Consider the following 18,874-nt stretch of genomic DNA (forward strand, 5'->3'; position numbering starts at 1 on the left):
GGTTTGTGCATATCACCTTGAGCCAGGGCCGCAAGGTTGGCATGTTCGGCTGCCGGTTGGCGGCCTGGGTTGCGGCCCTGGCTCAAGGTGATCGCGCCGGTGTCAGGCGACGGGATGACCACCCAGCTACCTTGGTTGTGGGCAAAGAAAAAGCCGGGCTCCGCGAGCGGAGCCCGGCTCTTCTGGCTCAGGCGGCTGGCACGGTGAGCGCCGGCGGCGGGGCGCCGGTCAGCGCGTTCAGCAGTTCCGTGAGCTTCTGGATCAGCGTCTTCAGCAGGTCCGCCACGATGTCCAGGGGCGGCGGGGGGTTCTGCAGCGGCGACGCCGACGGCGTCTGCTTGACGGTGCTCGCCTGGGACGGGTCGGCGATGATCCGGCTGGCCGTCTCGGCGTCGTTCTTCGCGGACGCGGCGGTTTCCCTCGTGTCCGACTGGACGGTGTACTTCTCACCCGCGGCGAGGTCGCCGAGCAGCGGGCTCATCTGGCCGAGCGCCCGCTGCGTGCCGGGGACGTCGGCCGAGTAAGCCGAGTCGACCAGCTGGGTGCGCAGCTGCAGCAGCTGCTCGCCGGCGGCCTGGGTGCTGGACGTGCCCTTCCCGTCGGCCGCGGCGACAGCGGCTCCGGTCAGCGCCAGAACGCTGCCGGCCACCACTGCGGCGACGACCCGGGCGAACTTGCCTCTCATTCCCTACCTCCTGGTGTGGGTGACCTGACCCGGGCGTGAAGTACCAACTTCGTCGCCGGTGAATCGCCGCGCCACCCGATCCGGGAGTGATCACCACCCGTCTGTGTGGGTGACCCCCGAAGCGAAAGCGGCCCGGTGAGCCACAAAGGACTCACCGGGCCGCTGCTCCGTGGTGGGAGACTACTTGCCGAACGCTTCGGCGACCTTGTCGCCGAGGGTCTTGTCGACGTTGCGCCAGTACTCGAACACGCGCTCCAGCACCGGCTCGGACACGCCCTTCTTGGCGTGGCCGATGATGTTGCCCGCGAGGCGCTCGCGCTGCGCGTCGTCCATCACCTTGCGCACCAGGGTGCCCGCCTGGCCGAAGTCGTCGTCCTCGGCGTGCAGCCGGTAGGCGGAGCGGATGACCTCGTCGACCACCCCGTAGGACGACACCGTCTCGCCGGCGTAGGCCGCGTCGGCGTGCGGGCCGCCGAACGAGTTCGGCGCGTACACCGGGTCGCCCGGGTTCTGGTAGCGCATCGCGCCGTCCCGGGAGTAGCTGTTCACCGGCGACTTCGGCGCGTTCACCGGCAGCTGGGCGAAGTTCGCGCCGATCCGGTAGCGGTGCGCGTCCGGGTAGGCGAACAGGCGGCCCTGCAGCATCTTGTCCGGCGACGGGCCGATGCCCGGCACCATGTTGGTCGGCGCGAACGCGGCCTGCTCGATCTCCGCGAAGTAGTTCGACGGGTTGCGGTCGAGCACGTAGCGGCCGACCTTGATCAGCGGGTAGTCGCCGTGCGGCCACACCTTCGTCAGGTCGAACGGGTTGAAGCGGTAGTCCGCCGCTTCCTCGTACGGCATGACCTGGACGTAGAGGGTCCAGCTCGGGTGGTCGCCCCGCTCGATCGCGGTCCACAGGTCGCGGATGTAGTAGTCGGCGTCCTCACCGGCGATGCGGTCCGCGTCGGCCTGCGTCAGGTAGCCGATGCCCTGGTCGGTCTTGAAGTGGTACTTCACCCAGAACTTCTCGCCGCCCGCGTTCTCCCACAGGTAGGTGTGCGAGCCGAACCCGTCCATCTCGCGCCAGTTCGACGGGATGCCGCGGTCGCCCATCAGCCAGGTGACCTGGTGGGCCGACTCCGGGCGCAGGGTCCAGAAGTCCCACTGGATGTTGTGGTCGCGCAGGTGGTTGTCGGCGCGGCGCTTCTGCGAGTGGATGAAGTCGGGGAACTTGATCGGGTCCCGGATGAAGAACACCGGCGTGTTGTTGCCGACGATGTCGTAGTTGCCCTGCGTGGTGTAGAACTTCACCGCGAACCCGCGCGGGTCGCGCCAGGTGTCGGGCGAGCCGTTCTCGCCGGCCACCGAGGAGAAGCGGATGAGGCTCTCGGTGCGGGTGCCCGGCTGGAAGACCGCGGCCTTGGTGAACTGGCTGACGTCCTCGGTGACCTCGAGGAAACCGAACGCACCGCCGCCCTTCGCGTGCACCACGCGCTCCGGGACGCGCTCGCGGTTGAAGTGCGCGTTCTTCTCGATGAGGTAGTGGTCCTGCAGCAGGATCGGGCCGTTGGCGCCCAGGGTCAGCGAATCGTTGTCGCTGGCCACCGGGATGCCCACGTTGTTGGTGGTCGGCTTGGTCACGCCGAGCCCTCCTTCTCGTGGTGGGTGGTGGAACAGGCGGGGCACAGGCCCCAGAAGACGACCTCCGCCTCCTCGACGACGAACCCCGCGGTGTTCGAGGGTTCGAGGCACGGTGCGGCGCCGTGGACGCAGTCGACGTCCTCGGCCCGGCCGCAGACGCGGCAGACGAGGTGGTGGTGGTTGTCCCCGGTACGCGTTTCGAACCGGGCCGGGTGCCCGGCCGGCTCGACGCGCCGCACCAGATCGGCGTTCGCGCAGGCGCCCAGGACGTCGTAGACCGTCTGGGTGGACACGGATCCGAGCACTTCCCGCACGCCGGCCGCGACCTGGTCGGCGGTCGAGTGGGGGTGCCCGGCGAGCCACTCGAGGACGGCGACGCGCGGAGCGGTGATCCGCAGGCCGACGGCTTTGAGCTGGTCCCGCACGGGGCTGGTCTGGTGGGGCATCGAGGTCCACAGTGCCCGCTAATCTGGAACGAGTCAAGATAAAAACTGGAACGAATCCAGAAAACTGCCCAAGTGGGTGAGGCCGCCGCCTCGGTCACCGGGCGGCGACGCGCGCCCCGCCGGCCGCGCTGTCCCGGACGGCCTCCGCGGACGGCTCGGGCAACCCACCGACATCCACCGACCCGCGGTAACCGGCGTTGAGGACGGTGCCCAGGATCGCCACGCCGAGGGTGCCACCGAGCTGTCGGATCACCTGCAGAACTCCGCCTCCCACGCCGCTGCGCCCCGGGTCCAGTGCTCCGAGCGCGTCGTCCAGAGCTGCGAAAACCGCGCACCCGAGTCCGACCCCCACCAGCGAAACCCACAGAGCGATGAAGCCGTAGCCGTGGCTGGATCCCGAGACCGCGCCGGTGACGAGCCCTGCCGCCATCACCAGAAATCCCCCGGCACCGACGACCTTCACGCCCAGCCTGCGGTTCAGGGGATCAGCCACCTGCATGCCGACCGACATCCCCAGGACCATCGGGAGCAACTGCACTCCTGCTTCCAGCGCGCCGGCACCACGGACCGCGTCGAAGTACTGCGGCAGCAGGAACAACACACCCAACAGCACGAAGGACGTGAGCCCGCTGAGCAGGCCACCCCACCGGAACCCGGGCGTGGTGAACAGTCCGAGGTCCAGCAACGGGTATCGCACGCGCCCCTCCACGACGACGAACGCGCACAGCAACGCGACTCCGGCCAGGATCGGCCCGAGCGCGGAGATCGCGATCCACCCGCGGTCACCGACTTCGATCAGCCCGAAAGTCAGCGCCACCACGCCCGCGCCGGACAACACGATGCCGGGGAGGTCGGCACGCCGCGCCCGGTCCACCGGCAAAGCCGGAACCAACCAGGCCAGCAACACGAACCCGACGACCACGAACGGCACGTTGAGCAGGAAGACCGAACCCCACCAGAAGCTGTCGAGCAGCCAGCCGCCGACCACCGGGCCGAGCGGCACCCCGACTGCCACCGCCACGGACCACACGGCGAGAGCACGGCCCCGGTCAGCGCCCGGGAACAAGACGTTGAGCACCGCCATCGACAACGAGACCAGGCAGGCGGCACCGAGGCCGAGAAATGCCCTGGCCACGATCAGGCTCTCGACCGAGTCCGCGAAGGCGCAGGCGACCGACGCCAGACCGAACAGCGCAAGGCCGCCGAGCAGGAACCGCTTGATGCCGAACCGGTCACCGAGCAAGCCCGCCGGAAGCAGCCCGGCCGCACCGTCATGTCCAGTCCGAAGGTGAGCAGGGCCGTGCAGAGCGCCCCAAGCCACCTACAGCGGCAGCCCGTCCTCCAGCAGGGTGACCGCCTTGTCGATCACGTCCACCAGGTTCTCCGGGGCCTCGGCCGCGCTGAAGTACGCCGCGAAGACCACGCCGATCACCGCCCCGGACCAGACCCGCACGGTGAAGTCGCCGGGGTCCCGGCCTGCTCGTTCGGCCGCGGCCTCGGCCAGCATGCCCAGCCCCGCGGCGATGTGTTCGATCATCCGGTTGCGCAGTTCGGGCACGCTGAACACCAGCCGCTGCCGGGCGCGCTCCAGTTCGGACTCCTCGGCGTCCAGCCGCGCGAACACCTGGGCGCACGCGGCCCGCACCGCCTGGAGCGGGGTCAGCTCGGCAGGCTGCTCCACGAACGCCCGCATCAGCACCGGATCGAGGCGGTCGTAGAGGACCGTGTCCTCCTTGGTCGGGAAGTAGCGGAAGAAGGTGCTCTGCGACACCTCGGCCGCCGCGGCGATCTGCTCGATCGTCGTCTCCGCGTAGCCCTGCGCGGTGAACAACCGCAGCGCCTGGCTCTGGATCGCGGCCCGCGTGCGCGCCTTCTTCCGCTCCCGCAACCCGAGCGGCTGCTCATCCCGCGACGAACTCATGCCCCGATTCTGCCCCGGCCACGTCCTGCGCCTGGCGCGGCAGGAACAGCGCGGCGAGCACGGCACCCACCAGCGCGAACCCGGCGCACACCCACAGCGTCGCCGACATGCCCGCGACGAAGGACTCGCGCACCGACCCGAGCAACGCGGGCACCCGCGCGGCGACCTGCACCCCGGCCGCGGCGCTGTCCCGCACCGCCGCGGCCACGTCGTCCGGCAACCCGGCTACGTCGACCCCGCCCCGGTACCCCGCGTTCAGCACCGTGCCGAGGATCGCGACGCCCAACGTGCCACCGACCTGCCGCATCGCCTGCAGCACGCCACCCCCGACGCCGCTGCGGCCCGGGCTCAACGCCCCCATCGCGATGTCCATCGACGGCGGCAACGCGAAGCCCAGCCCGAGGCCGACCAGTGACACCCACACCGCCGCGTAGCCGTACCCGTCGCCGGTCCCAGTGGCGGTTCCGGCCACCAGCCCGCCGGTCATCAGCACGAACCCCGTGCTCACCAGCACCCGCGCGCCCAGCCGCGGACGCAACCACTCCGCGACCCGCACCCCGACGAGCAGACCGCCGACCACCGGCAACAGCCGCAACCCGGTGCCGAGCGCGTTGGTCGCGTGCACCGCCTGGAAGTACTGCGGCAACAGGAACAACGCGCCCATCATCGCGAAGGACGCCAGCGTCGCGAGCACCGCGCCCCAGCGGAAGCCGGGCGACGCGAACAACCCGAGGTCCAGCAACGGGTGGGCGGCCCGGGCCTGGTGGACGACGAACCCGGCCAGCAGCGCGAGCCCGCCGAGCACCGGCCCGAGCACGGTCGCCGAACCCCAGCCGCGGTCACCCGCCTCGACCAGTCCGTAGGTCAGCGCGACCAGGCTCGCGCTGGACAGGACGACACCAGGGAGGTCGAACCGCCTGCCGCGGTCGCCGGGCAGATCCGGCACCAGCCAGGCCAGCAGGACCAGGCCGGCGAGCACCGCGGGCACGTTGAGCAGGAACACCGAGCCCCACCAGAAGTTGTCCAGCAGCCACCCGCCGACCACCGGCCCGAGCGGGATGCCGACCGCCATCGCCGCGGCCCACACGGCGATCGCCCGCCCGCGGTCGGCGCCCGGGAACAGCGCGTTCAGCACCGACATCGACAGCGGCACCAGTGCCGCCGCGCCCAGCCCGAGGAACGCGCGCGCCGCGATCAGCATCCCGGCTGAACCGGCGTAGGCGCAGGCCACCGAAGCCAGGCCGAAGACCGCCAGACCACCGAGCAGGAACCGCTTCGTGCCGAACTTGTCGCCGAGCAGGCCGGCCGGGAGCAGCCCCGCGGCGAGCACCAGCGTGTACGCGTTCGAGAACCACTGCAGCTCGCTCGTCGACGCCTCCAGGTCGACGGCCAGCGTCGGCAGGGCCACCGACAGGACCGTCACATCGAGTCCGAACGCCAGCAACGCCACGGACAGCGCACCCAGCGCCCACCACCGCTTCGACCCGTCCATCCCAGCCTCCAAACTGATAGTCACTACTTTTTGATAGTAGCTGTCAGTTTTCCGGAGCGGCAAGCGGCGCGAAAAGGAGTTGCACGGCCGTGCCAAAGTGGGAGCATGTCCCTCCAGCCGTACCGCCAGGTCCTCGCCCTGCCCGGGGTCCGCATGGCGATGCTGCTGTTCTTCTTCACCCGCCTGCCGATGACCGCCACCGGGATCACGCTGACCCTGCACGTCGTCAGCGACCTCGGCCGCGGGTACGGCCAGGCGGGTCTCGTCGGGACCGCGACGATGCTGGGCAGCGCCATCGGCGCGCCGGTCGTCGGCCGGATGATCGACCGCTACGGGTTGCGCGCGGTCACCTCGGTGTGCGGCCTGACCTCCGCGGCGTTCTGGCTGGCCACCCCGCACCTGCCGTACGCGGCGCTGCTCGTGACCGCGCTGCCGGCGGGCGCGCTCGTGCTGCCTGCCAGCTCGATCGCCCGCCAGGTGCTGACCGCGCTGGTGCCGCCGGAGTCGCGGCGCTCGGCGTACTCGCTCGACTCGATCCTGCTGGAGACGAGCTTCATGGTCGGCCCGAGCGCGGGCATCGCCCTGTCGACGCAGCTGTCCTCGACCGTCGCGCTGAGCGGGATCGGCGTCTGCTTCGCGCTCGGCACCCTCGCGCTGTGCTGGTTCAACCCGCCGACCCGGCACGAGGGCGAGACGGTCACCGCCGAGCGGCCGCCGATGCGGGAGTGGCTCAGCCCGCGGCTGGTCGGCGCCCTGCTCGTCGCGTCGGGGGCGCTGTTCTGCCTGATGGGCACCGAACTGGCGACGCTCGCCGCGCTGCGGGCCACCGGCGAGGTGGGCTGGACCGGCGTGGTGATCGCCGTGATGTGCGTCGCCTCGGCGGTCGGCGGGATCGTGCACGGGGCGGTGCGGAAGTCGCTGTCGCAGGCGCGGCTGATGGTGCTGCTGACCGTGCTCGTGATCCCGGTCGGGTTGGCCACCGGGCTGCCGTGGTGGCTGCTGGCGCTGGCGCTGGTGCCGACGAACCTGGCCTGCGCGCCGACGCTCGCGTCGACCGCCGAGGAGGTCACCGGCCTCGCGCCGCCACGGGTGCGCGGCGAGGCGATGGGCCTGCTCGACGCCGCCACCCGGCTCGGCATGGCGGCGGGCAGCCCGGTGGTCGGGTTCGTGATCGACCACACCGGCCCCGGCTGGGGCTTCGCGGCGGCGGGCCTGTTCGGGCTCGGCTTCGCCGCGGTGGCCTTCGGGCTGCGCCGCCGCTCGGCCAGGGTCCCGGCTGTGGCGCCGCTGTGAATGACCGATTTGACCTGTAAGTGCGGAACGCGGGTGGCGTGATCGCGCGTTGGCCCGGTATGGACAGCACAGCCGGCGCCACCTTGCAGATGACGATCGAACCGCGCGCGCTGCTGGTCATCGCCGGGCTGCCCGGTTCGGGCAAGAGCACGCTGCTGCGCAGCACGCAGGCCAGCCGCCCGGTCGAGGTGCTCGACTCCGACCAGATGCGCGACCGGCTGGCCGCCGCGCTGCCGCCCGGCACGCCGTACCGCCGCTACCGCCCGGCGGTGCACGTCCTGCACCGGCTGCGGGTGGTGCTCGCGGCGATCCGCACGCCCGGCCCGGTCGTTGTGCACGACCCGGCCACCGGCGCGGCGACCAGGGCGTGGCTGATGCTGACCGGCCTGCTCACCGGACGGCGGCGGCACCTGCTGTGGGTGGACTGCACCCCGGAGGAGGCGCTGGCCGGGCAACGCGCGCGCGGCCGGGTGCTGCGCAAGGCGTCCTTCTGCCGTCACCTGCGCCGCCTGCCGCGGGTCCGCGCCCTGCTGTTCGAGGGGCGGCCCCGCGGCTGGAACGAGACCACGGTCGTCGACCGGGAGACGGCCGGCCGGGGGCTCCACCTCGTGGTGCGTTAGGCGATCGCGTCGAGTTCGGCGATCGCGTCCGCGGGGAGGTCCAGGGACGCGGCGGCCACGTTCTCCCGCAGGTGGGCGACCGACGACGTGCCCGGGATGAGCAGGATGTTCGGCGACCGCTGCAGCAGCCAGGCCAGCGCGACGGCCATCGGCGTCGCGCCGAGGCGGGCGGCCACCGAGTTCAGCACCTCCGACTGCAGCGGCGAGAACCCGCCGAGCGGGAAGTACGGCACGTACGCGATGCCCTGCGCGGCCAGCGACTCGACCAGCTTGTCGTCCTCGCGGTGGGCCACGTTGTAGGCGTTCTGCACGCACACGACCGGCGCGATCGACTGCGCCTCGGCGACCTGCTCGGCGTTGACCGTGCTGATGCCGAGGTGCTTGATCAGCCCCTCCTGCTGCATCTCGACCAGCGCGGTGAACGGCTCGGCGATCGAGCCGGGCACCGCGGAGTGGCCGTCGTCCCCGCCGCCGACGCGCAGGTTGACCACGTCGAGCGCGTCGACGCCAAGGTTGCGCAGGTTGTCGTGCACCTGGGCGCGCAGCTGCTCCGGCGAGCGCTGGTGCACCCAGGCGCCCTGGTCGTCGCGCACCGCGCCGACCTTCGTCACCACCACGATCCCGTCGTAGGGGTGCAGCGCCTCGCGGATGATCTGGTTCGTCACGTGCGGGCCGTAGAAGTCGGCGGTGTCGATGTGGTTGACACCCAGCTCGACCGCTTCGCGCAGGACCGCGACCGCGGCGTCCCGGTCCGCGGGCGGCCCGAACACGCCAGGCCCGGCCAGCTGCATCGCGCCGTAGCCCATGCGCCCGACGGTGAGCCCGCCTGCGAGGGTGAAGGTGCCGCCGGCCAGTGTGTTCGCTGTCATGGAAATCCCTTCTCGGCTTGTTCGGGCTCCACGATCCCCCGCGCGCCGCGGAACAGGCAGAGCCCCGCCGATCCTAGGAGTCCCGGGGACAGCCGGCCTGCCGCCGCCTCACGTGCAGGCCTGGCGCAGCCGCTCCAGGTTGGCGGTGTTCGTCTGGACCCAGTCGTTCACGTCGGACAGGCCCTGCGACTTGCGCTGCTCCAGCGCGACGTAGGAGTCGGCGATCGCGAACAGGTTCTGCTGCAGCGTCTGGTCGGCCACCTGGTTGCCGAGGTTGCGCAGCTCCTCGGCCTTCTGCTGCGCCTGGGCGGACACCTCCTGCGCCGAGGCGTACGGGTTGAGGTTCGCCAGCCCGAGGGCCTGCGAGCACGCGCTCACCCGGTCCGCCGTCTCCGCGGCTTCCGCACAACCGGCCAGCACGACCGCCATCCCGACGACTCCGAGCACCCGCAGAATTCTCATAACGCCCAAACTACCGGGTCACGCTCCCGGCTCGGCGGCCTTCCACCAGCGCACCCCGACGACCGCGCCGATCGCCGCCACGACACCGAACAACACCCACCCGACTGGGAACCCGCCGCCGCTCGTGGACTCCTGCGCGGCAGGCACGACCGCCGGGCTGGCGCTGACCAGGCCGATCCGCACGGACAGGTCCTCCCGCGGCTTCGGGCCGACCGTCACCGGTCCGGCGCAGCCCGGGTCGCCGCCTGCGATGTGGAAGCCGCGGAACTCCGGGGCGAGGCCGGCGAGGTCGAAGCACACCCGGTACGAGCCGTCGGGCAGGTCGTCGAGCAGGTACGAGCCGTCCGCGGCGGTGCGGGTGGTCGCCACCGGGCGCCCTCCGTCGTCGGTCAGCGTCACCGGGACCCCGGCCGCGCCGGGCTCGCCCGCGTCCTGCGTGCCGTTGCCGTTGCGGTCCACCCACAGCAGGTCGCCGAGCCGGTTGCGCGCTGGCGACAACCCGACGCCGATCGTGCTCTCGTCGCGGTGGCCGACGCCGACGGCGACCGGCGGAGCGCACCCGCTCGCCAGGTCCACATCGGAATCCTTTGTGGACTCACCGGCGCGCGGCTTCGTGAACTGGTACCCGGCCACCGGCGCGGGCAGCGCGGCGCGGTCGACGCACACCTGGTACGCGCCGTCCGGGATCCCGGTGAACCGGAACCGGCCGTCGGCGCCGGTGGTCGTCGACGCCTCCTCGCCGCCGCCGGCGCGGAGCAGCTTGACCGGCACCCCGCTCGGGCCGGACTCGGTGGCGTCGGCGATGCCGTTGCGGTTCGTGTCCGCCCACACCCGGTCGCCGATCCGGTTGGCAGGCGCGGCGAGCCCCATGTTCAGCGCGGTGTCCTCGCGCTTGCCGAGGCCGAGGGTCACCTGCGGGGTGCAGCCGGTCGCCGGGTCGGCGCCGGAGACCGGGCTCCCCTCAACCGGCGTGAAGTCGGCCGCGGCCTGCGGCAGGTTGGCCAGGTCGAAGCACACCGCGAACGAGCCGGACGGCAGGTCTTCGAAGGAGTACTTCCCGTCCTGGCCGGTGGTGGTCATGGCGACCTGGGTGCCGTCCGCGCCGCGCAGCTTCACCGGCACCCCGGCGATCCCCGGCTCCAGCGCTCCCGGCGCGCCGTCGCCGTCGACGTCCTGCCAGACCAGCGCGGCGATCCGGTTGACCGGCGGCGCCAGGCCGGCGTCCATCGTGAAGTCCTGGGTACGGCTCGGGGTCAGCTCGGTCGGCGCGGTGCAGCCGGTGGCCGGGTCGGGCGCGGAGTCCTGGCCCGGCGTGCCAGCGCGCTGCCTGGTGAGCTGGTAGTCGCCGTACTGCGGCGGGAGCTTCGCGGTGTCGAAGCAGACCTGGTAGCTGCCGTCGGGCAGGTGCGAGAACTGGTACTGGCCGTGCGGGCCGGTGCTCGTTCCGGCGACCGGGGTGCCGTCGGCCTTCTGCAGCCGCACGCCCACGTCGGCGATGCCGGGCTCGCCCTGGTCCTGCAACCCGTTGCGGTTGACGTCGGCCCACACCAGGTCGCCGATCCGGTTGAGGCCGCCGACCACGCCCGCGTCCACGGTGTGGTCGACCGAGCCGGGCGGGCCGATCGCGACCCGCACCGAACCGCTCCCGGGGTCCACATCGGAATCCAGCGACTGGTCGCCCGCGTGCGGAACGGTCCACTTCAGACCCTCGACGGGCGGCGATCCGGGCAGCGGGCCGGTGTTCACGCCGCCGAAGTCGAACCGCAGGGTGTAGCAGCTGTTGGGCTGCAGGCCCTCGTCCGGGCCGAACAGGTAGCGCCCGGCGGAGTCGGTTGTCTCCTCCGCCAGCGGCGCCCCGCCGCCGTCGCAGGCCAGCAGCTGCACCCGCACCCCCGGCAGCGGCGGCTCGTCGCCGTCCTGCACGCCGTCGCCGTCGGTGTCGAACCACGTCCGGTCGCCGAGCTGGACCGGGCCGTCCATGCCGCCGACGCCCATCGTGAGCGTGACGGCCTTGCCGCCGCCCACGTCGACGAACTCGGTCAGGCTGGCGCGGCTCTGGTCCTCGGCCGCCGGCTTGACGTCCGGCATGGACGCCGGGATCGAGGCGTCCACGCGGTACTTCCCGCCGGACAGCGCGGTGGTCGTGAGCCGCGCCGTGCCGTCCGGCCCGGTGACGCCGCTGACGCTGGCGCCACTCGGGTCGGTGGCCACGACGAGGATGCCGCCGACCCCGGTCTCACCCCGGACGACCCGCACCGTGAGCGGGCCGTCGGTGTCGTCCGCGGTCGCCACGAGCAGGGGCGTGCCCATGCCGAGCACCACCGCCGCGCACACGAACGCGGCCAGGACATGCCTTGTCACCGCGAGCTCCCCGACTTCTCCCTGCCATTGACTCGGCCCACACTAGAAGCGGGCCGACGTCGGGCCAGGGAGAAGTTGCCTCACTGTCGAGTGAATTCAGCGAGGCCGGGGCAACTCTGCGTGGCCGTCAGCCGAACTCGGGAGCCAGCTGCTCGGCGATCTCGTAGGTGTTCAGCGCCGCGCCCTTGCGCAGGTTGTCCCCGCACACGAAGAAGTCGAGCGTGTTCGGGAAGTCCAGCGCCTGGCGCACCCGTCCGACGTACGTCGGGTCGCCGCCGACGACCTCGGCCGGGCTCGGGAACTCGCCGTTGGCCGGGTCGTCGACCAGCACGATCGACGACTGCGCCGCGAACACCTTGTGCGCGGCCTCGACGGTGACCTCGCGCGCGAAGGTGGCGTGCACCGCGAGCGAGTGGGTGGTGACCACCGGGACGCGGACGCAGGTCGCGGACACCTTCAGGTCCGGGATGCCGAGGATCTTCCGCGACTCGTTGCGGACCTTGAGCTCCTCGGAGAACCAGCCGTCACCCTTGTAGGAACCGGCGGCCGGAACCACGTTCAACGCCAGCGGGGTGCCCGCGAACGGGCTGTCCGACAGCGGCAGGCCGGCCGACTCCAGCGCGGCCCGCACGTCGCCCGCCTTCGCGCCGAGGTCCTTTCCGGACACCGCGGCCAGCTCGGCCTGCAGCCGGTCGATGCCGGGCTGGCCGGCGCCGGACGCCGCCTGGTAGGAGGCGACCACCAGCTCGGTGAGGCCGAACTCGCGGTGCAGCGCGCCCAGCGCCGCCATCATCGACAGCGTCGTGCAGTTCGGGTTGGCGATGATGCCGCGCGGCCGCTCCCGCACCTTGTCGGAGTTGACCTCGGGCACCACGAGCGGCACCTCGTCGTCCATCCGGAACGCGCCGGAGTTGTCGACCGCGATCGCGCCGCGTTCGGCCGCGATCGGGGCCCACTCGGCGGACACCTCGTCCGGCACGTCGAACATGGCGACGTCGACGCCGTCGAAGGCCTCCGGGGACAGCGCGATCACGGTCAGTTCCTCGCCGCGCACGGTGATCTTCTTGCCGGCCGACCGCGGCGAGGCGATCAGCCGGATCTCACCCCACGGCACGCTCTCGCGCCCGTTGATGATGTCGATCATGACGGTGCCCACCGCGCCGGTCGCACCGACCAGAGCCAACGTCGGAGCCATTTCAGCGACCACTCCCCGCGTACACGACGGCTTCCTCGTCGCCGCCGAGTTCGAATGCCTCGTGGATCGCGCGCACCGCGTCGTCCAGCTGCGCGTCGCGGATCAGGACCGAGATCCGGATCTCCGAGGTGTTGATGATCTCGATGTTGACGCCGACCTTGGCCAGCGCCTCACAGAAGGTCGCGGTGACGCCGGGGTGCGAGCGCATGCCCGCGCCCACCAGCGAAACCTTGCCGACCTGGTCGTCGTAGAGCACGGAGTCGAACTCCAGCTCGCCCTTCAGCTTCTCCAGCTCCGCCACGGCCTTCGGACCGTTCGCCTTCGACAGCGTGAAGGTGATGTCGGTGCGGCCGGCGGTGTTGGAGACGTTCTGCAGCACCATGTCGATGTCGATCTCGGCGTCGGCGATGACCCGGAAGATCCGCCCCGCGGCGCCGGCGTGGTCCGGCACCCCGGTGACGGTGACCTTGGCCTCCGACCGGTCGTGCGCCACACCGGTGATCAACGCTTGTTCCACGGGGATCTCCTCAATCGAACCGGCCACGGTGGTGCCCGGCTTGTCGCTGTAGGACGAACGGACCCGGATCGGCACGCCGTAGCGGCGGGCGTACTCGACCGAGCGCAGGTGCAGGATCTTCGAACCGCTCGCGGCGAGTTCGAGCATCTCCTCGTACGGGATGGTGTCGAGTTTGCGCGCGTTGGGCACGATCCGCGGGTCGGCGGTGTACACGCCGTCCACATCGGAGTAGATCTCGCACGCGTCCGCGTTGAGCGCCGCGGCCAGCGCCACCGCGGTGGTGTCCGAACCGCCGCGGCCGAGAGTGGTGATGTCCTTGGTGTCCTGCGCGACGCCCTGGAACCCGGCGACCAGCGCGATGTACCCCTGGTCGAGGGCCTCGGTGACCCGGCTCGGTGTCACGTCGATGATGCGCGCGTTGCCGTGCACGCCCGTCGTGACCACACCCGCCTGGGATCCGGTGAACGACCACGCTTCGAAACCGTGTGCCGAAATCGCCATCGCGACAAGCGCGTTGGAAATGCGCTCCCCAGCGGTGAGCAGCATGTCCATCTCTCGTTCGGGCGGCACCGGGTTGACCTGCTGGGCCAGGTCGAGCAATTCGTCGGTGGTGTCACCCATGGCGGAGCAGACGACGACCACGTCGTTGCCCGCCTTCTTGGTGGCCACGATCCGTTCGGCCACGCGCTTGATGCGATCAGCGCTCTCCAGCGACGAACCGCCGTACTTCTGGACCACGAGCGCCACTTGTCTGCCGACCTCCTATTTCGCACCTTTCGGAGCAGCCTACCGGGGGTTACGGCCCTGGCCACCCCGTTATGTGGCTCCGGCCACTGCCACCGGCCGGACTCGTGGGAAAATGACCAACCGTGCAGGGCAGCAGCCAAACCGTTCGGCGACCGGAGCAAGCGGCCCCTGGCCTGCTGCTGGACCTGGCCGACCGGATCACCAGACGCCGGGCGCTCCTGCTGCCCGCGGCCGTGTACCTCGGTGTGCGGGCCCTCGGTGTTGTGGTGCTCACGGTGTTCGCCGCGCTGCACGAGGACGACCTGTTGTCTAGGATCGCCGCCTGGGACGGCCAGTGGTACCTCAAGATCGCGGCGTCCGGCTACGAACTCGGGCCGACGACCGACGCGCTCGGCCACCCGAACCCGCACACGCCGCGGGCGTTCTTCCCCGGGTACCCGTTCCTGATCCGGCTGCTGGCGCCCGCGCTCGGGTTTCCCGCGGCGGCGCTGGTGGTGTCGCTGGCCGCCGGGCTCTTCGCGGCGTACGGCCTGGCCCGGCTCGGGCGTCTCGTGCGCGGCGGCTCGCGCCGGGCCGGCTACATCCTGGTGGCCCTGTTCGCGGCGACGCCGATGAGCGTCGTGTTGACCATGGCTTACACCGAAGCGTTGTTCTGCGCGCTGGCGGTGTGGACGCTGGTCGCGGTGCTGGAGCGGCGGTGGGAGGTGGCCGGGCTGTGCTGCCTGGCAGCCGGGCTGGTGCGGTCGACGGCGCTGGCGCTGGTGGTCGCGGTGGTGGTGGCCGCGGTGATGGCGTTGACGCGCCGGGAGGACGGCGGGCGCCCGCTCGCCGCGCTGGCGCTGGCGCCCGCCGGGTTGTTCGGATACCTGTGGTGGACCGGGATGCGGGTGCGGCCGGAGTCCGGGTTCGAGGCGCAGCTGAGCACCTGGTCCGACCTGGAGTGGCAGGGGTGGCGGACCCGGTTCGACGGCGGGGTGTCGACGGCCCGGTTCGTGGCCGAGGTGCTGACGGGCAGCGATTCGGCGATGAGCGTGCTGACGGTCGCCGTGATCGCCGGCGCGCTGATCGGCATGGCGGTGCTGGCCCGGCGCGAGACGGTGCTGGCGGTGTACGCGGCCGGGGTGCTGGTGATGTGCCTGGGGTCGAGCGCGCTGATGCACGCCAAGCCGCGGTTGTTGTTGCCCGCGTTCACGTTGCTGGTCCCGGTGGCGGTGGCGCTGGCCAAACGCCGGACGAACACCGTGCTGTGGGTCTGCTCGGGGGTCGCGCTGGCGAGCGCGTGGTTCGGCGCGTTCGCGCTGACGGTCTGGAAGTATGCGATCTGACCCGCGAGGAGGCGCGCATGACGAAGCCCGGTGACGCGGACAGCTACGTCGCCATCGATTCGCCGCTGCTGGACAACGGCAGGCCCGTGCTCCGGTTCGTCCGGACGACGGCGCGGGACGTTGTGACGTCGGTCGAACCGTCCGCCGCGGACATCGCCAAGGCGCACGCGGCACTGGCCCGCCAGGGCGAACTCTGACTCCGGCGAAACGGGAAGCAGGCGAACCGATGGACAAGATGGCCGATTCCAGCGTGCCCCTGACCGAGGTGATCGCGCACCGGTGGAGCCCGCGCGCCCTCGACGAGACCCGGGAGGTGACCTGGGACCAGCTGCGCGCCCTGCTGGAGGCCGCGCGGTGGGCGCCGTCGTTCGGGAACACCCAGCCGGCGCGGTTTCTGGCCGGCCGGCGTGGTGATCCGACGTTCCGGCAGATCCTCGGCACGCTCACCGAGCGGAACCAGGAGTGGGCGCACCGCGCGGGCGCCCTGCTGGTCGCGATCATGCTGACGCGCAACGAAAAGGGCGAGATCCCCTACGCGGAGTACGGGCTCGGGCTGGCCACGCAGAACCTCGTGCTGCAGGCGGTCGCGGAAGGGCTCGTGGCGCACCAGATGGCCGGCTTCGACGCCGACGCCGTCCGCGAGCGGTTCGCGGTGCCGGACGGAGCCGTCCCCCGGGTCGCGATCGCCGTCGGGCACGCCGGCGACCCCGCCGTGCTGGGGGTGGACAAGCTGATCGAACGCGAACAGGGCCCGCGCAGCCGCCTGCCCCTCGGCGACCTCGCCTACACGGAAGCGTGGGGCACTCCCGCCTTCTAACTCGCCGTGAGGGCGGCCTTCCGCCCGATCAGGAACCACAACGCGCTGCCCAGGTAGGGCGCCACCAGGACGAACACCACCCAGACGAACTTCATGCCGCCGGACTGCGGCGAGCGCAGAATGCTCACCAGCGCCCCGACGATCAGGACCACGCACGCGACCACCAGCGCGATGATCAGCGCGGCCAGGACGTAGTTCCACGGTTTGCCGAGCACGGGTTCCCCGGCGAGCGCGGTGATGCGGTGCGTCATGGACCCCGACGCTAGGGAACCGGCAGGCGACGGGCATCGCACGACCGTGCAGACGATCTACGACTTTCGGCCGATCTTCAGAGCAGCCCGGCGTCGTGCACGGCGATCGCGACCTGGGTCCGGTTGCCGGCGCCCAGCTTGGCCATCACGTGGCCGAGGTGCACCTTCACGGTCGACTCGCTGAGGTGCAGCTCGGCCGCGATGCGGCTGTTGCTCAGCCCCCGCCCGACGGCCAGCGCGACGTCGCGTTCCCGGTCGGTGAGGGTGCCGACCCGGTCGAGGGCCGCCGCGCTGCCGCGCGTGAAGTGGCTCAGCAACCGCTTGGTCACCTTCGGCGAGATCATCGCCTCGCCGCGGGCCACGACGTGCACCGCGTGCACCAGTTCGCGCGGCGGGATGTCCTTGAGCAGGAACCCGGCCGCACCCGAGCGCAGCGCGGTGTGCACGTACTCGTCGAGGTCGAACGTGGTCAGCACGACCACCACCGGCGCACCGGGCAGCGCGGTCACCTTCGCCGTCACCTGGAGCCCGTCGACGCGCGGCATCTGGATGTCGGTGAGCACGACGTCGGGGCGGTGCCGCGCCACCAGGTCCACCACACCCGTCCCGTCGCCGGCCTCGGCGACCACCTCGATGTCCGGGTCGGACTCCAGGATGAGCCGCAGCCCACCCCGCACGAGCTCCTCGTCGTCGAGCAGGAGAACCCGTACCGTCACCCGGCCTCCTCGTCCTCGGTCAGCGGAAACACGGCCCGCACCAGGAAACCGCTCCCGGACCGGCCCGTGTGGACGGTACCGCCGGCGAGGCCGACCCGTTCCCGCATCCCCACCAGGCCGAAGCCGGAACTCGGCAGCTCGTGCGCGGGCGCGCGGTCGCCGGGGCCGTCGTCGGCGACCTCGACGGTCAGCTCCGCGCCACGCACGGCGACGGCGACCCGCGCACGTGCCCCCGGCGCGTGCTTGCCGATGTTCGTCAACGCCTCCTGCACCACCCGGTAAGCCGCGCGCCCGACCGGGATCGCGACCTCCGGCAGCGGATCGGGCAGGCTCAGCTCGGCGCGGGTGCCTGCCGCCCTCGCGTCGTCGACCAGCGCGCCCAGACCGTCCAGCCCGGACGGCGGGTGCACCTCCGCTTCCCCGTCACGCAGCACGCGGAGCACCTCGCGCAGCTCGGTCAGGGCCGCGGTGCTGTTCTGCCGGATCACCTCCGCCGCGGCGGCGGCCTGCCCGTCGCAGGTCACCGTCAGCGCGCCCGCCTGCACCGCGATGACACTCACCCGGTGGGCCACCACGTCGTGCATCTCGCCCGCGATGCGGCGCCGCTCGGCCACCACCGCCCGCTCGGTCAGCAGGTCGCGCTCCCGCTCGGCCTGCTCCGCGCGCTCGCGCAGGGCCGCGAGCAGCTTGGCCCGCTGGTGCCACCACAGCCCGGCCAGCAGCGGGACCAGCAGGAACACGCCCGCGCCCAGCAACACGTACGGCCAGTCCTCGCTCCACCTGATCCCGGCCGGGAGCAGGAAGGCGGCGAGCGCGACGGCACCACCAGCCGCGGTCTGCCGGCCGGGCCCGCGGCGCGAGGCCAGCGTGTAGACGGCGACGACGAGCGGCAGCAGGTTCGCCCCGGCCACCAGCGCCGCGCCGACGATCACCAGCGCGGCCAGCGGGAACCGGCGCCGCACCAGCAACGCGCCGAACACGGCGGCCGCGACGACGGGTGGCCAGGCGACCGGCGCGCTCACGTTCGTGATCGCGAGCCAGGTGAAGAACCCGGCCACCGCGAGGTCGAACAGCAGCGGACGCGGCCCGCCTGCCCAGCGGACGATGTGCGCCATCCGGCTCAGGAGGTGGCGCCGCCGATGCGCCGGACGATCCGCGTGACGATGGACGAGACCACCAGCCAGAAGATCGCCGCGATGCCGTAGTTCACCAGCACCCGCAGCTTCTCGTCGGTGGGCTCGAACAGGTCCTTGAACCCCAGCGCCAGGCCGTCGGACCAGTCGCGCACGAACGAAACGATCCCGTTGTCCGGGTTGGCGCCACCGACCACGAAGATCACGTGCAGCACCAGGATGAGCGCGAAGATCAGGCCGACCCAGCGGACGATCCCGGCGATCAGCCCGACCGCCTGGTCCTTCACGCGCCCCCACGGCACCTGGCGCTTGGGTCGCGGCGAGGCGTCTTCGTCGACGTCGCTCTTGGGCTTCTCGGCGTGCTCGGCCATGACGCCGAGTTTCCCACGCCACGCCCGCCT

The 18,874-nt window shown here is 71.8% G+C and carries 20 protein-coding genes; 5 read left to right on the top strand and 15 right to left on the bottom strand.

Annotated elements, in window-relative coordinates; all coding sequences use genetic code 11:
• Positions 1-187: 187 nt before the first annotated feature.
• The 6 genes from ABZ193_RS33235 to ABZ193_RS33260 form a co-directional block, all read right to left on the bottom strand.
• Complete coding sequence (locus tag ABZ193_RS33235) at positions 188-685, bottom strand: hypothetical protein (RefSeq protein WP_020420300.1); 498 nt, start codon at positions 683-685, stop codon at positions 188-190.
• Between the two features lie 180 nt (positions 686-865).
• A complete protein-coding gene (locus tag ABZ193_RS33240) occupies positions 866-2,308 on the bottom strand; it encodes a catalase (protein WP_354712674.1) in 1,443 nt (480 codons plus the stop codon).
• Positions 2,305-2,754, bottom strand: coding sequence for a Fur family transcriptional regulator (locus tag ABZ193_RS33245; RefSeq protein ID WP_354712675.1), 450 nt, complete (start codon positions 2,752-2,754; stop codon positions 2,305-2,307). The genes ABZ193_RS33240 and ABZ193_RS33245 overlap by 4 nt, the downstream gene beginning before the upstream one ends.
• Before the next feature lie 94 nt (positions 2,755-2,848).
• Positions 2,849-3,997 (bottom strand): MFS transporter, encoded by a 1,149-nt coding sequence (locus ABZ193_RS33250; RefSeq protein ID WP_354712676.1) that lies wholly within the window; start codon positions 3,995-3,997, stop codon positions 2,849-2,851.
• Between the two features lie 78 nt (positions 3,998-4,075).
• A complete protein-coding gene (locus ABZ193_RS33255; protein ID WP_354712677.1) occupies positions 4,076-4,675 on the bottom strand; it encodes a TetR family transcriptional regulator in 600 nt (199 codons plus the stop codon).
• Positions 4,656-6,167 carry a DHA2 family efflux MFS transporter permease subunit gene (locus tag ABZ193_RS33260; protein ID WP_354712678.1) on the bottom strand — a complete coding sequence of 504 codons (1,512 nt, stop codon included), beginning with the start codon at positions 6,165-6,167 and terminating at the stop codon, positions 4,656-4,658. Before ABZ193_RS33260 ends, ABZ193_RS33255 begins: the two co-directional genes overlap by 20 nt.
• Positions 6,168-6,272: 105 nt before the next feature.
• On the opposite strand from ABZ193_RS33260, the gene ABZ193_RS33265 reads away from it, so the two are divergent.
• On the top strand, positions 6,273-7,460 hold the full coding sequence (locus ABZ193_RS33265; RefSeq protein WP_354712679.1) for an MFS transporter: 1,188 nt from the start codon (positions 6,273-6,275) through the stop codon (positions 7,458-7,460).
• Positions 7,461-7,549: 89 nt separating this feature from the next.
• The gene (locus ABZ193_RS33270) at positions 7,550-8,080 is read left to right on the top strand and encodes an AAA family ATPase (RefSeq protein ID WP_354712680.1); all 531 of its coding nucleotides are present in this window, start codon (positions 7,550-7,552) and stop codon (positions 8,078-8,080) included.
• Here ABZ193_RS33270 and ABZ193_RS33275 read toward each other — a convergent pair.
• From ABZ193_RS33275 to ABZ193_RS33295, 5 genes are all read right to left on the bottom strand, one after another.
• Entirely contained in the window at positions 8,077-8,949 is an 873-nt protein-coding gene (locus ABZ193_RS33275) for an aldo/keto reductase family oxidoreductase (RefSeq protein ID WP_020420292.1), read from the bottom strand. The genes ABZ193_RS33270 and ABZ193_RS33275 overlap by 4 nt on opposite strands.
• Positions 8,950-9,057: 108 nt before the next feature.
• Positions 9,058-9,411, bottom strand: a complete 354-nt coding sequence (locus tag ABZ193_RS33280; protein WP_354712681.1) for a hypothetical protein — start codon at positions 9,409-9,411, stop codon at positions 9,058-9,060.
• Between the two features lie 18 nt (positions 9,412-9,429).
• On the bottom strand, positions 9,430-11,772 hold the full coding sequence (locus ABZ193_RS33285) for an SdrD B-like domain-containing protein (RefSeq protein WP_354712682.1): 2,343 nt from the start codon (positions 11,770-11,772) through the stop codon (positions 9,430-9,432).
• A gap of 127 nt (positions 11,773-11,899) precedes the next feature.
• On the bottom strand, positions 11,900-12,967 hold the full coding sequence (locus ABZ193_RS33290) for an aspartate-semialdehyde dehydrogenase (protein WP_020420289.1): 1,068 nt from the start codon (positions 12,965-12,967) through the stop codon (positions 11,900-11,902).
• Between the two features lies 1 nt (position 12,968).
• Positions 12,969-14,231, bottom strand: a complete 1,263-nt coding sequence (locus ABZ193_RS33295; protein ID WP_020420288.1) for an aspartate kinase — start codon at positions 14,229-14,231, stop codon at positions 12,969-12,971.
• A gap of 122 nt (positions 14,232-14,353) precedes the next feature.
• On the opposite strand from ABZ193_RS33295, the gene ABZ193_RS33300 reads away from it, so the two are divergent.
• Genes ABZ193_RS33300 through ABZ193_RS33310 form a run of 3 tightly spaced genes read left to right on the top strand, consistent with a single transcriptional unit; the run spans position 14,354 to position 16,373 of the window.
• Positions 14,354-15,556: a mannosyltransferase family protein gene (locus ABZ193_RS33300; RefSeq protein WP_020420287.1), complete on the top strand. Its 1,203-nt coding sequence runs from the start codon at positions 14,354-14,356 to the stop codon at positions 15,554-15,556.
• A gap of 17 nt (positions 15,557-15,573) precedes the next feature.
• Complete coding sequence (locus tag ABZ193_RS33305) at positions 15,574-15,753, top strand: hypothetical protein (protein ID WP_354712683.1); 180 nt, start codon at positions 15,574-15,576, stop codon at positions 15,751-15,753.
• A 29-nt stretch (positions 15,754-15,782) separates the two neighbouring features.
• Positions 15,783-16,373, top strand: a complete 591-nt coding sequence (locus tag ABZ193_RS33310) for a nitroreductase family protein (RefSeq protein ID WP_354712684.1) — start codon at positions 15,783-15,785, stop codon at positions 16,371-16,373.
• Here ABZ193_RS33310 and ABZ193_RS33315 read toward each other — a convergent pair.
• The 4 genes from ABZ193_RS33315 to ABZ193_RS33330 all read right to left on the bottom strand — a co-directional run bounded on the left by ABZ193_RS33315 (position 16,370) and on the right by ABZ193_RS33330 (position 18,844).
• On the bottom strand, positions 16,370-16,624 hold the full coding sequence (locus tag ABZ193_RS33315) for a PLD nuclease N-terminal domain-containing protein (protein ID WP_020420284.1): 255 nt from the start codon (positions 16,622-16,624) through the stop codon (positions 16,370-16,372). The two genes, ABZ193_RS33310 and ABZ193_RS33315, sit on opposite strands and share 4 nt — an antisense overlap.
• Before the next feature lie 77 nt (positions 16,625-16,701).
• Positions 16,702-17,340, bottom strand: coding sequence for a response regulator transcription factor (locus ABZ193_RS33320; RefSeq protein WP_020420283.1), 639 nt, complete (start codon positions 17,338-17,340; stop codon positions 16,702-16,704).
• On the bottom strand, positions 17,337-18,455 hold the full coding sequence (locus tag ABZ193_RS33325; protein ID WP_020420282.1) for a histidine kinase: 1,119 nt from the start codon (positions 18,453-18,455) through the stop codon (positions 17,337-17,339). Before ABZ193_RS33325 ends, ABZ193_RS33320 begins: the two co-directional genes overlap by 4 nt.
• A gap of 5 nt (positions 18,456-18,460) precedes the next feature.
• A complete protein-coding gene (locus ABZ193_RS33330) occupies positions 18,461-18,844 on the bottom strand; it encodes a hypothetical protein (protein WP_020420281.1) in 384 nt (127 codons plus the stop codon).
• Positions 18,845-18,874 lie beyond the last annotated feature (30 nt).

The organism is Amycolatopsis sp. NPDC006125, from assembly GCF_040614195.1.
GTDB lineage: Bacteria > Actinomycetota > Actinomycetes > Mycobacteriales > Pseudonocardiaceae > Amycolatopsis_E > Amycolatopsis_E tucumanensis.